Source organism: Vibrio sp. 947, from assembly GCF_033339115.1.
In the GTDB taxonomy this organism is placed as follows: Bacteria; Pseudomonadota; Gammaproteobacteria; order Enterobacterales; family Vibrionaceae; genus Vibrio; species Vibrio alginolyticus.
In genome coordinates this window covers 25396-36743 of sequence record NZ_JAWOTX010000025.1, presented here as the reverse complement: position 1 = coordinate 36743, position 11348 = coordinate 25396, and the positions used below count along the sequence as shown (strand labels likewise).

Annotated in this window: 15 protein-coding genes and 2 tRNA genes; 12 read left to right on the top strand and 5 right to left on the bottom strand. The window is 35.2% G+C overall.

Translation table 11 applies throughout. The features are described 5' to 3' along the window. The 3 genes from R7Q39_RS23605 to R7Q39_RS23595 form a co-directional block, all read right to left on the bottom strand. Positions 1-77, bottom strand: a tRNA-Pro gene (locus R7Q39_RS23605). A gap of 398 nt (positions 78-475) precedes the next feature. Then, complete coding sequence (locus tag R7Q39_RS23600) at positions 476-1177, bottom strand: hypothetical protein (RefSeq protein ID WP_318076937.1); 702 nt, start codon at positions 1175-1177, stop codon at positions 476-478. A gap of 111 nt (positions 1178-1288) precedes the next feature. Then, positions 1289-1768 carry a murein L,D-transpeptidase family protein gene (locus tag R7Q39_RS23595; protein WP_258637420.1) on the bottom strand — a complete coding sequence of 160 codons (480 nt, stop codon included), beginning with the start codon at positions 1766-1768 and terminating at the stop codon, positions 1289-1291. Positions 1769-1793: 25 nt separating this feature from the next. Here R7Q39_RS23595 and R7Q39_RS23590 point away from each other — a divergent pair, with 25 nt between their 5' ends. Then, positions 1794-2306, top strand: coding sequence for a hypothetical protein (locus R7Q39_RS23590; protein ID WP_053318837.1), 513 nt, complete (start codon positions 1794-1796; stop codon positions 2304-2306). A 65-nt stretch (positions 2307-2371) separates the two neighbouring features. On the opposite strand, the gene R7Q39_RS23585 is transcribed toward R7Q39_RS23590, so the two are convergent. Then, positions 2372-3184: a VWA domain-containing protein gene (locus R7Q39_RS23585; RefSeq protein WP_258637421.1), complete on the bottom strand. Its 813-nt coding sequence runs from the start codon at positions 3182-3184 to the stop codon at positions 2372-2374. Positions 3185-3319: 135 nt separating this feature from the next. Here R7Q39_RS23585 and xseA point away from each other — a divergent pair, with 135 nt between their 5' ends. Genes xseA through R7Q39_RS23560 form a run of 5 tightly spaced genes read left to right on the top strand, consistent with a single transcriptional unit; the run spans position 3320 to position 6767 of the window. Then, on the top strand, positions 3320-4810 hold the full coding sequence (gene xseA / locus R7Q39_RS23580; RefSeq protein WP_258637422.1) for an exodeoxyribonuclease VII large subunit: 1491 nt from the start codon (positions 3320-3322) through the stop codon (positions 4808-4810). 50 nt (positions 4811-4860) lie between these two features. Further along, a complete protein-coding gene (locus R7Q39_RS23575; protein ID WP_038129191.1) occupies positions 4861-5076 on the top strand; it encodes a hypothetical protein in 216 nt (71 codons plus the stop codon). Next, positions 5066-5491 carry a hypothetical protein gene (locus tag R7Q39_RS23570; protein ID WP_258637423.1) on the top strand — a complete coding sequence of 142 codons (426 nt, stop codon included), beginning with the start codon at positions 5066-5068 and terminating at the stop codon, positions 5489-5491. Before R7Q39_RS23575 ends, R7Q39_RS23570 begins: the two co-directional genes overlap by 11 nt. Then, positions 5488-5991, top strand: a complete 504-nt coding sequence (locus tag R7Q39_RS23565; protein ID WP_085762446.1) for a dihydrofolate reductase — start codon at positions 5488-5490, stop codon at positions 5989-5991. The genes R7Q39_RS23570 and R7Q39_RS23565 overlap by 4 nt, the downstream gene beginning before the upstream one ends. Before the next feature lie 32 nt (positions 5992-6023). Next, positions 6024-6767, top strand: a complete 744-nt coding sequence (locus R7Q39_RS23560; protein WP_318076935.1) for a hypothetical protein — start codon at positions 6024-6026, stop codon at positions 6765-6767. Between the two features lie 41 nt (positions 6768-6808). Here R7Q39_RS23560 and R7Q39_RS23555 read toward each other — a convergent pair whose 3' ends face one another. Continuing rightward, positions 6809-7501, bottom strand: a complete 693-nt coding sequence (locus tag R7Q39_RS23555; protein ID WP_318076934.1) for a hypothetical protein — start codon at positions 7499-7501, stop codon at positions 6809-6811. Between the two features lie 160 nt (positions 7502-7661). Between R7Q39_RS23555 and R7Q39_RS23550 the strand changes: the two genes are divergently transcribed. The 6 genes from R7Q39_RS23550 (at position 7662) to R7Q39_RS23525 (ending at position 11348) form a co-directional block, all read left to right on the top strand. Next, on the top strand, positions 7662-7961 hold the full coding sequence (locus R7Q39_RS23550; RefSeq protein WP_258637425.1) for a hypothetical protein: 300 nt from the start codon (positions 7662-7664) through the stop codon (positions 7959-7961). Then, positions 7961-8425: a hypothetical protein gene (locus R7Q39_RS23545; RefSeq protein WP_085762444.1), complete on the top strand. Its 465-nt coding sequence runs from the start codon at positions 7961-7963 to the stop codon at positions 8423-8425. Before R7Q39_RS23550 ends, R7Q39_RS23545 begins: the two co-directional genes overlap by 1 nt. Positions 8426-8496: 71 nt before the next feature. Further along, on the top strand, positions 8497-9291 hold the full coding sequence (locus R7Q39_RS23540; protein ID WP_318076933.1) for a helix-turn-helix transcriptional regulator: 795 nt from the start codon (positions 8497-8499) through the stop codon (positions 9289-9291). Positions 9292-9349: 58 nt separating this feature from the next. After that, positions 9350-10450, top strand: a complete 1101-nt coding sequence (locus R7Q39_RS23535; RefSeq protein WP_318076932.1) for a hypothetical protein — start codon at positions 9350-9352, stop codon at positions 10448-10450. Positions 10451-10847: 397 nt separating this feature from the next. Further along, positions 10848-10973: a hypothetical protein gene (locus R7Q39_RS23530; protein WP_020331432.1), complete on the top strand. Its 126-nt coding sequence runs from the start codon at positions 10848-10850 to the stop codon at positions 10971-10973. Between the two features lie 298 nt (positions 10974-11271). Beyond that, positions 11272-11348: transfer RNA gene (locus R7Q39_RS23525), tRNA-Asn, on the top strand.

Here is an 11348-nt window from a genome sequence, read left to right as displayed (position 1 = left end):
TGGTCGGTGAAGAGAGATTCGAACTCTCGACCCTCTGCTCCCAAAGCAGATGCGCTACCAGGCTGCGCTATTCACCGTGTGTTTCTTTACTGTATGACTACATATTAAACCTGAACATTTTATCTGTCAACAAGAAAACTAAAAAAAATTCAATAAAATCAACCGCTTACACTAAAGCCATAAGACCACCTCTCCAGCACAGATATGCAGAGATAAGTTGACTTCATTCCATCTGAATTTTTTAAGCATAAAAAACCCCTGATGGAGAGCCATCAGGGGTTAGGTGTCTTTCCTGTGGCTAAAACCTAAGTTTTAGCCATGCGAAAGCTAAAACTTACACATAAGCTTGTTGCCACGGTTGCTGGATACCTACTTTAGAGGTAATAAATGTTTTAGCTTTCACAATAAAATCCTTAAAAATGTATGTTTACAATTAAAGCTTATAATTCTTGGTCTAGGAAAGTCAACAGAAAATTTAGGATTTCTTCACTTTTAACTGGAACGGGTTTACCTTGCCAGCAAATAATGATTTCTCATTAGCCATAACTCGGCGTTTATGAAGATAATCTTCCTTTGTAGAAATAAATGAAATTGGTGCTGGTGGGTTGTTGTTAGGATGAATCTCAAATTTACTAACGTTACTACTCTCTTTGAAGAGTTTTGGGTATAGACCTGAGTTAAATGCTGACTCAATAAAATCATACATACATTTATTAACGACAGTGACATAAAGAACTCCAGTAAGATCACCAGACGGTTCTAAATTGATATAGTCATTTTTGAAAATCACCATAGCTTTACTGTTTTCGTTTAGAAACAGTGAATCACCTTCAATGTCTATATGCAGCTCATAACCAAGATCACGCATCTTCTTAAATAAAGATTGAAATCTATCGTAAAAGCAAATGTCATCAAATTTCTTATCATGAGATATGACTTTAGTGTAGTTTTCAGCAATTCCACTTAAAACATTATACATTGAGTAGGATGATGTAGCTTTTTGTAAGAGTGACTTTAGGTAATAACATGAATTTTTGCTGTACTTTTTTCGAGATAGCACTTTCTTAAGATATAGTCTAACTGTAGCTTCTTTTGAAACTTTCATTCTTTCAGGGGAGCAATGATAAGATAGCAATGCATTTATCGCTATATTTCCGATCTCTTCAAAAGTGCGCATATGGAACCCGTAGTCGTATGTCAAAACGGCGCAAATTTTACCACATTAATAGATTATGTCTAATGCATGTTCACTCAATTTAAAAGACCTTTAAAAAACAAAGACTAAGAGTCAAGGAATAATATCGATACTTGTTCCGATAGGAACTGAATCAAACAAATCCTTAATATCGCTGTTATGTAAAGCTATGCAACCATTTGTCCAGTCTTCGCTCATTAATTCATCGTGAATAAAGCTAGGAGCTTTGTTGGGTAAGCCATGAATAACAATATTACCACCTGGATTAACGCCTAGCCTTTTTGCTTCTTTAATATCCAACTTAGATGGGTAGTTTATTGCCAAATTAAGATAAAATTTACTCTGACTGTTCTTACTGACAATTTGATATTTACCCTCTGGTGTTTTATTATCTCCTTGTTTTACTTTGTCTCCGACAGGATTCTTTCCAAGAGCGATCTTGTACTCTTTAGCAATTTTATTGTTTTTCAGTAGTAGTAATACTCTTTCTGACTTAATTACTAGAATTTTGTCTTTGGTTTGAGTGTGCGGATAGGCAGGGAAGCTAACAGAAGAAATTAATAAAAATAACATACAAATTCTAAACATGAGTGTACCTATGAAAAATAAAATAAAATTTTGTCATTTTGAAGATTGCGCCTCACCAGAGGAACGGAAACTAAGCCCAAAGTTAGTATTTATTGAACAAATAACAAGTTTGCCATTTATTGTGCTTTATATATTTGTAGCAATTGCATTTTTTAATGGATTTAGAAGTGATGAAGATATAGCAATTAGCGCAAAATCTCAACAAGTAGTTGCTCAACAAGTAGTTGTGAATCCATTTAACAGTTCTGAATCTGGAGTCTCATTCAAGCCGCATAGTATGGTAATAGGTAAAACACAGCTTGGCTTACCTCCTGCAATTCAATTATCAAATGAGAAGATTCAACTAGAAAGCAAGGTTTTTAACATAACTGAAATCACCCAAGAGCAAATTGAATTACCTAATAGCGCCAGTTATACCATTCAGACAAAGGAGGGTCAGGTTTTCCCTATCAGGATTTTTGAAAACAAAATGTTGGTTGTGGGTCTGGGTGAGATGGCTTTGCTTTACAATATTGAAATGTAATTATTAACTGAAATAAAAAAAGACATGGGCTTCCCCATGTCTTTTTGTTCGTTTAAATCTACAAATTAGCGAAGAATGCCTTTAGCTCGTACTTCTTTAAGCCACTCTGGGTATTCATTGTGCATCAAGTCATACATACGTTCAGCACTCATACTCTTTGGATCTTTTACAGCAAAGAATCCAGCATTATCTACCACGCGACCTTCCATTTCATCAAGTTTAACTAAGAACTCAAACTTAGTGTTAGGCACTTCTTTTTCTTTAGCGCCAAGGAAACGACCGATTACTCCAGGTTTTTTCACAACTTTGGCATCTACCTGATTAGGATCGTAGTCATCTTGTCCAATACCAATGAACTGCCAGAAGATTGGTTTGCCTGAAGCTGCTTTTAGTACTTCCTCAGTTTCAGCTTTGCTGAAGGTATCTCCATCAGTTACGAAGATGACATAGACAGGTTTATCATAACCAATGCGGTCATAGTGACTTACAATTAGATTAATTGCTTTATGGTAATAGGTTGAACCGAAATCTGGCTTGTCTCGCTGAACACCTTCACAGTACTCTATATAGTTGTCGGCGTTGATGGATTCAATGTACTTTGCATCAGAACCAAAGCCAAAGACCTCAATATCACCATCATCATCCATAACGATGCCTTGAGCCAATGATCGTTGTGTTAACTCACTGACAGTACCGTTCTTAATTAGCCAATACATACTGCCTGAGAAGTCCATGCACAAAGCAACTCGGGCAGCGTCCTTGTCCAGATTAATACCCTTCTTCTCTAACGAGATTGCGGTTTTCTTAACCAGGTCGATTATTACTGGATCTTTCTTTAGGTTTAGTGTTTGGATTTTTTGATTTAACTTATCGCTCATTTTCTATTTACTCTTGATATTTATTGGTTTATTAAAAGACTGACCAATGCTACATCAAAAGTATATAGTATGAAAGATAAAAATTGATAATTTATCAATTGATTATGATCATCAGTGGTTTAAGGGATAGATTTCATGTATAATTTACCAAAAATGGAGATTTCAATGATTCTAGATAGAAAATTACGGCTCGAAGTCCCATATGGGGAGCGTGAAGAAGCAAAAAGACTAGGTGCTTTACCTTACTCAAGTAATGGTGCGTTTGTTTGTTGGTACGTACCAAAAGGCATCGATGTTACAGTTTTCAAGAAATGGTGGACACCCAAGTTTCAGCATATGCTGAACAAGCAGAGCAATAAGCCTTCAAGCTTGTCAGTATATTTGGGTGTAATCAAAAACCTCATGGAAGAAACCTTCACTGAAGGCTCATGGCTTACTGCTGAAATTTCAAATATTACTGGTAGTTCACATGTGTACCTAGAGCTTTCCGATTATGATTCGAATGGGTCTGAATTGGCGAAAGCTAGAGGTATGATTTGGAGCAAGAGAAAAGACATCATTAGCAAATTTGAGCGTTCAACAGGCATGAAACTGGCTCATAACATGAAGGTTCTTATCTGTGTAAAACCTGAGTTCAGTGAGAAGTACGGCTTAAGTCTGAACATCATTGATATCAACCCATCATTTACTATCGGTGAGATGGAAGCAAAGCTAAATGCAATTAGAGATAGATTAAGATCTGAGGGAATATTTCTTAACAACAAGAGAATGAAGGCACCAGATAACTTTTTCAGAGTTGCTGTTCTATCTCCAGATATGGCTGCTGGCTTGGGTGACTTTAAGACGCAATCATCACTTTTGGATAGTTTGGGTCTATGTAAATTTAGTTATTATTCTGCAACTTTCCAGGGGAATAATTCCATAAACACGATCACTTCAGCAGTGAGTAAGATAAATGCTGATCATGAAAGAAATCCATTCGATGCGGTATGCGTGATTCGTGGTGGTGGTGATAAAGCAGGATTGTATGCTTTAAATGAGTATGAAATAGCTAAATCGTTGTTATGCCTTAACGCACCGATATTCTGCGGTATTGGGCATGAAAGAGACAATACAATTATAGATGAAATTTCACATACCAGATGCGCCACACCTTCAATGGTAGTAAATATGATTAGAGATATAATCATTTCATCATCAGAGAAGGATGCTCGAAATTTTGAACGAATCATAAGTTTGTCTGAAAAAAGCGTTTTACTTGCAAAGAGCGCGTTGGACGGTAAGGTTTCAAGAATTATTGATAATAGTGCAGTCGTGATTGAGAGGGCAAGAAACACCCTAGATCAAAAAATAACATCAATATCATCGATCTCGAAAGATACTCTTGTTTCAGCGGATAACATTCGAAAAGAAAAGCTAATGATGATCATGATGAATAATCCTATAGCTATCTTAAATAAGGGATACTCATTACTGAATCAGGATGACACGCTTGTTACTAGCGTGAATGACCTAAAAGAAGGGGAAGCTAAAATCAGTTTGTCTGATGGTATCGTGCGAGTGGGCATTAATCCAATTGAAAAAGTTCGAGAATTCCCTAGAATCGAATTAAGCAAGCAAGATTAAATATTGAACGGGATGTAATATTCTGTTTTACTAATGTAAGGAATAAGTAAATGTCAGGTTTAGAACAAACAAATTACTCAAAGCTATCGAATCGATTAGATGAAATTCATAAAGAATTTGAAAAGAATATGACTAATCCAGATGTGGATATCGTTGCTCCATTATTATCTGAGACATTAGACATTGATAAAACGTTAAGAGAAAGAATAAACCAAGTAGAACAACTAAGAAAACAACTATTGGAGAATAATAATAATGAAACTTAAACACATGATGATAACTGGCATTGTGCTTATGACAGCTTCAACAAGCTCATTTGCTGACCCAAAATATAAAGAGCTAACGGGACTGTCAAACCGAGTGTTTTTATCAAGTGCAGCGTTATCTATTTCAGACTTTGAAGTTAGAACAAATGGTGACTACGAAAACATTTCAGTATATGAAAAGATGTATAGTGATTCATCAGGTATGCTAAATTATCATGATGGGGTCGGGGAGTTAGGCACTGTAAAGGGGTTAATTTTAACTTATGAGTTTCAAGGTAGGGCTTACGTTTACTACAACGGTAAATTTGCATATAGTGCTGAAATAACAGAATCACTAAAAAAAGAGATTAAGCAAAATAATCTTGGCACACAACTTTATGCGATTAGTAACTATCAGGGAGTGGTTATTGAATGATAACACTTATAGCTTGCGTATCTAAAAATTTAGCCATTGGCAAAGGGAATGATTTGCTGTTCTCATTCAGTGAAGATATGGAGTTTTTCAAGACCAACACTATGCGCAAGCCCGTCATCATGGGGGCGAGGACTGCTCGTTCTTTGCCCAACTCAGCACCTCTTAAAAATAGACATAATTTTGTTCTTTGTAGTGAAACAGATGAGAGTTTTTTTTCGGATAAAGGGTTTGTAACGGTTTGCGGCATAACCTCCATTCCAGAAGCAATAACAAAGGTTTATAGTGATAATAATTTCAAGGAATTACTTGTTATTGGCGGAGGTATGATATATAAAGAATCGATTTCAATAGCAGATCGGTTGTTGGTTACTGTTGTTGATGAGGTTGTTGAGGATGCTGATACCTTCTTTCCGATTATTGATGCCGAAAAGTGGGTTCTAAATTGGTCAACGTCAGGAAAAAATGAAAAACTAACTTTTTCTGAGTATTTGAAAAAGTAAAAATCTTAAATCATTAATAAATAAATAAATTCATGAAAAGCATTTTGAATAAAATAGAGCTTACTGTTTTGTCAGAGGTTCGAAATAGTTACGGGTATCTCACCAATAATGTTGCGCAGCTTATGCAAAATGGAACTGGTGAAGTGGTTTGCGAAGTGGAATTTTTGTGCTTTGAATTAGAGAAATTGCTAGTAGAAGGGAATCCTCTATCAGTTATGTCTAGGTCAGCATCAGCAGATAGCGAGTTTTCCACAGCTTTCTCATGGCTTTCTAAGCATAATACTTACGATTATAGAACAAACAAGCTGGATCTGGAATTTCATGATTCTGTAAAATCTCATTTAGAAAATTCAAATAAAGAAATAAAAAGTAATGTAATATTTATTAAGGAATTAAAAGTAAAGCCAAGGTTCTTGGGTAAAGGTTTTGGTGAATACTTGCTGAAATTCTTCCCTGAGCACTACGGAAAACACTTTGGTTTAATGGTGCTTCAAGCTTGTCCATTACAGCTATGCTCTCACCTAAGTTCTTCGTACCAATATCGCACATTAGGAATGAATCCTGAAAAAAGCAGAGAAAAGCTTTTGCAATGGTATTCTTCAAAAGGACTTATCCAAATTGAAGAAGATCATATGGACTGGATGTTTTGTACAACAGAAGATCTTAATAAAATAGACGCTAATATCGGTAATGTAGTAACAATAGACAAGCGGAATGTCTATGAGTTAAAGACGAAGAAGAAAGAAGCCAATCGGATTTCATCGCTTGCGATGTAAAAAAAGACTGCTATGCAGTCTTTTTTATTAATGATAATAAATCAGAACGGAATGTCGTCTTTATAGTCATTACCAGGCTGGTTTTTAGGAGCATTTTCTCTTACTTCAAATCCTAAACCTCTTAGGAAATCATGACCTTCTGAAATGAATAAAGTTTTCCAATCACCATGATTACGTTTGTAATCAGAAATCTTATCATATTGAGCTTTCCTATACTCTTCTGGAGTATTCTTAGCTTCCTTCATCATTTGCCTGATCGCAATAGCTTCTTTATCGCTGTAAAGCTTAGCGTTTATCAGGGTGCATTTGGTTGGTTGACCTTCAGCGTTGGTGTTTTTAATAGATAGTGTGCCTAGCTCTATATTGAAGCTACGCCCATCCTCTTTTTCATAGATAAAAGATCTTGCTGCTTCTTCTTCAGTTTGAACAACATCGCCCTTTCTATTTACAAGGCATCCTTGTTCATTCCTCTTTGGAGCTAGCTTATAATCACCATTCTCCTTTGTTGCACGAGCTGATGTGCTAATTGATAGCCATTGATCATTTCCACCAGCTTTTAGATTTAAAAATGCTTTCTGTGGAGGTAGATTTCTACTGTTTAGTGTTTCGTAAATTGTAATCGGATATCCAGAGTCAGTCTCATTGTACTTTGGATGTACATTGATACGAACACTTCTCACATTTGATTGCGTAGTGCTTAGCTTAGCTATGATTGTGTTTCTTGAGCTTGCCATGATTTTTTGCCTTTATTATTGTTTAATTGATTATATTTTATCATTTTATGTATACTGAGCACAAGAATGCATATAAGAAATTTTATATCAGGGGGTTGCAGAAAATATTTATCTCGTTATAATGCTCTAAAGCATCAGAAAATCAAAGAAAATATATAATATGGACAATAAGTTAAGGCTAGTTAGCTGCACGTCTTTAGTAGACTCAGGTAATGCCAGCACCAATGAACTAGGCAATTTTTTATCATTATTAAGTGATAGTGAAAAAGCTCAACTTTTTAATGACCTGTTAGTTGAATCTTCTGATTTGATTAAAAACTTACTTATTCATTCTAAAGGTGTACCGAAATCTTTAAGAGGTGAGTCTGTAGAACTTCTTAGTATGATTAGTGAAATCCAAAAGAATGAAGAAAAACATGAACCAATTAAATTACAATTAGTTAATGCAGTAGGTAATTAATGTCTCAGAATACGGTAATATTAGGTAGAGTTGGAAAGCACCCTGAAATAAAACAAGGAAAAAATGGATACTTTATAAAGGTTCCGCTTTGCGTTAATGACTTCATTAATGGCAGATCTGTAGACCAGTGGTATCAGTGCAATATTTATTCCCCTAATAAAAACAGCTTGGAAAATGTAATAAATGAAGGGCTTATTGGGATAGGCGCTATTGTTATGTTATCTGGAAAGCATTACTTAATAAACACAAATAGATTTGTTGGCCTTGGTTTCTCTTGCAATCAAGCTGATATGAAAGTTGTACTAGGCGCTAAATATATTAATGAATCAAAAGCACTAGGCAATTCAACAGCGCAACAGCAAAGATACCAGTCTCCACAGTCAGACTATCAAGAGTCTCAACAACATAACCAGTTGAGAGATGGGGAAAATATGTTCGAATACAAAGACGAACTACCTTACTAACCCCCATAAATTTAAAATGAATAACGAATAAATATTTATTAATTAATTAATTAAAGAAATTGGTGAATTTAATGAAAGCTTTAGCAATACAAAGTGGTGAAGTAAAAGATTTTCTAATAAACGAGAACAATATGTCTACAAATCGCACAGTAGACTCTATTTTAAATGCATTGTACCTGAGCAAGTGTGATTCAGCGTCACTTATTGAATCAAAAATTCAGGATAAAGCCAGAGAAAACTTAAATCTTCTTTGGGAGCAGTATTCCGAAAGAGAAAACGTTACACGTAGCACTTTTTGTAAAAGCATTGGTTGGACTACAACTTCAAATTTCTCAGCTTATTTGAAAGGTACACTCCCACTTGGTGACAGCGTAATTGATAAGATCGCTTCTGGACTGGATGTTGAGCCTCAAATGATTAAGTATGATTTTAATCATGCTGAATTCAAAAGCTTCTTAAAGGAAAAGCGCTCAAGCGAATGTGGATTAAGCTCAGAAAAAATGAAAAATGTAGCTAAAAACATTAAAATGCGATGGCACGAATACCAAGACATGACAGGTATGACTCAACAAGAATTCTGTCAGTCAAAGCTTGGACTCAAAACACAAGCGGGTTTCTCGCAGATCATTAATGGTAAAGCTCCTGTAAATAATGAATTACTAATTAAGCTTGCTACAGCTTTCTCTTGTACTGTTACAGAACTTTCTCCTGATGCAGAGATTGATAGTGAAGTTATGGCAACTTCAGATAAGGTGGAAAGTGATGAAGTACTGCTAATTAAAGATATGATGGGCGTGTTACAATGTAACGGCATTGAAGTATCTTTAGATATGCAAAAAAGAATAGAGTTGGTTATTAACTCCTAGAATTGGAAATTTATTTATGCCATTATATTACTCAAATTAATAATAAACGGGTAATTCAATGAATAAATTTTTCAAAACGACTATAGCTTTAGCTATTGGCGTTATCTCATCTTCAGCATTCGCAAGCGAATGCAATTACAAAGTTATTCGTGGACTTGAGTTCGAAGCAGGGAACGTCTCTGCCGAACTCAAGTTCAATAATAGAATGAATAATCTTCCCCAAGATTCTTACTCATACCTGTATGAAAGATATCAAGAGACACCTCTCACTGAATCAGACGTTTATGGTCGTGATTTAAAAATCGACACAACCCGCTTCATTTCAAAAACAGATGAAGACCCTAATGAGCCTGGTAAGCTTCGACACTATCGTGTTTATTCTGGCGTTCTGGATAATTGTAAATCGATTGAAGTCGTTATTCCTGAATTCGGAAATTTTGCATCAGTATTTGATAAGAATAATGATGATAGGGATGGCGTTTTTCCATTTAGACAAATGCAATCGCAACTACAGCTAATCCATAATTCAGATTTGAGAACTGCTGAAGAACATGTGGGTAAGGCGATTTATGTCTTAGGGCGAGGGGCTGACAAAACAAATACCTCGGTATATGGAACAAACAGCTCTGATACGATTCGAATACCACATAACCAACCGTTGAAAGTTGAGAAAATTGATTACTCGTTAAATACGGGGTATGGATTAGATGAATCACAATTTAGTTTTGTGGTTAGACTTAATGATGGTGAAAGGGTAAATGTACCTTTTGATATCAACAGAATTGTATACAAAGATCCGTTGAAGTCGCCTTTAGTTCGTAAGGCTCATCACTCCAGCATTAAGTCTAGCGAAATTAATTATGGTATGAACAAGGTTGAAGTGTTTCTTTCTCTAGGTGCTCCAGAAAGAGTAGAATACAATTATCAATTTGACCGCACTGAACACTCTAAATCTACAAGATTTAATCCTTACAAGTTGTTTGACCCATCTGTGAAATACGATCTTTCTCAACCAATAGGTGGAACATCTACCTGGTATTATGAGGGAAGAGAGCTAGTTTTTAATGATAAGGGTGTGTTGGAAGAGCGGCTACAAAACAACTTTAAGTTAAAAAGCTATAAGTTTGGCGAAAAAAACGCAAAAAACAAAGTTTTATAAGTTATTGAATAAAGAGGGTTTTTTTACTCTCTTTGTTTTTTATCAAAAAAAAACATAAAAAATATGAAATTAAGTGTTGACCTGAAAAAACTTTTAGGTTTATTATTAACTCATCGGAAGGCAAGAGCCTAACACTTAAACCATTTTTTAACTCACAGGTAATGTTATGTTTATTATCATCGCGAAAAATACGATTGAAACAAACACAGACAATATGTTTGCCTGTGAGAAGAACACAGCTAAGAAATTTGACTGTAAAAACAATATTTAAACCTTCAGGATAATTGTATCTTTGAGGGTTGCCTCAAAGATTTCAAGATTTTCTTGTATAGAGTCAGCGAGGCAATAGCTAAGCTGACTTTTTTGTATCTAAAAAACCATTTATCAGGATTTTATTATGTTTACCACGACATTTACGACAGTAAAAATTGAGAAGTGCAATGCGATGTTTAACGCAATTGCGGCTGATATTTGCTGTGCGGAAAAAATGAATGTGGATAATAAGATCGAAATTACAACTTGATTTGCCTCATACTTAAAAAGGTTTGAGGCGGAAGTCTCAAACTACACGTAAGCTATGATTAGCCCAGTGAGACTTCCTAAGGTTTCACTGGGCTTTTTTGTTCTTTAACAACTTGGAATGTAATAATTCGAATTGAGAATATATATTTGTAATTTTGATTCGGGTTAGGTCGCTAAATCGACTATTTCAGACATATTTTATGGGAATAGATTGATTTGTAACCAAGGCGACCTTAAATTATTTTTAGGAATAAAAATAATTTATAAGACAATTAGATTTTAGTTGTCTTATAAATTATGGGTGATTAGCTCATCTGGTTAGAGCGGTTGGCTGTTAACCAACAGGTGCCAGGTTCGACTCCTGGATCACCCGCCA

Coding starts and splice junctions, on each gene's coding strand:
- R7Q39_RS23575 (WP_038129191.1), top strand. CDS start 4,861: ATGTCAGGTTTAGAACAAACAAATTACTCAAAGCTATCGAATCGATTA.
- R7Q39_RS23565 (WP_085762446.1), top strand. CDS start 5,488: ATGATAACACTTATAGCTTGCGTATCTAAAAATTTAGCCATTGGCAAA.
- R7Q39_RS23540 (WP_318076933.1), top strand. CDS start 8,497: ATGAAAGCTTTAGCAATACAAAGTGGTGAAGTAAAAGATTTTCTAATA.
- R7Q39_RS23555 (WP_318076934.1), bottom strand. CDS start 7,501: ATGGCAAGCTCAAGAAACACAATCATAGCTAAGCTAAGCACTACGCAA.
- xseA (WP_258637422.1), top strand. CDS start 3,320: ATGTATAATTTACCAAAAATGGAGATTTCAATGATTCTAGATAGAAAA.
- R7Q39_RS23560 (WP_318076935.1), top strand. CDS start 6,024: ATGAAAAGCATTTTGAATAAAATAGAGCTTACTGTTTTGTCAGAGGTT.
- R7Q39_RS23570 (WP_258637423.1), top strand. CDS start 5,066: ATGAAACTTAAACACATGATGATAACTGGCATTGTGCTTATGACAGCT.
- R7Q39_RS23530 (WP_020331432.1), top strand. CDS start 10,848: ATGTTTACCACGACATTTACGACAGTAAAAATTGAGAAGTGCAATGCG.
- R7Q39_RS23590 (WP_053318837.1), top strand. CDS start 1,794: ATGAAAAATAAAATAAAATTTTGTCATTTTGAAGATTGCGCCTCACCA.
- R7Q39_RS23595 (WP_258637420.1), bottom strand. CDS start 1,768: ATGTTATTTTTATTAATTTCTTCTGTTAGCTTCCCTGCCTATCCGCAC.
- R7Q39_RS23585 (WP_258637421.1), bottom strand. CDS start 3,184: ATGAGCGATAAGTTAAATCAAAAAATCCAAACACTAAACCTAAAGAAA.
- R7Q39_RS23535 (WP_318076932.1), top strand. CDS start 9,350: ATGAATAAATTTTTCAAAACGACTATAGCTTTAGCTATTGGCGTTATC.
- R7Q39_RS23545 (WP_085762444.1), top strand. CDS start 7,961: ATGTCTCAGAATACGGTAATATTAGGTAGAGTTGGAAAGCACCCTGAA.
- R7Q39_RS23600 (WP_318076937.1), bottom strand. CDS start 1,177: ATGCGCACTTTTGAAGAGATCGGAAATATAGCGATAAATGCATTGCTA.
- R7Q39_RS23550 (WP_258637425.1), top strand. CDS start 7,662: ATGGACAATAAGTTAAGGCTAGTTAGCTGCACGTCTTTAGTAGACTCA.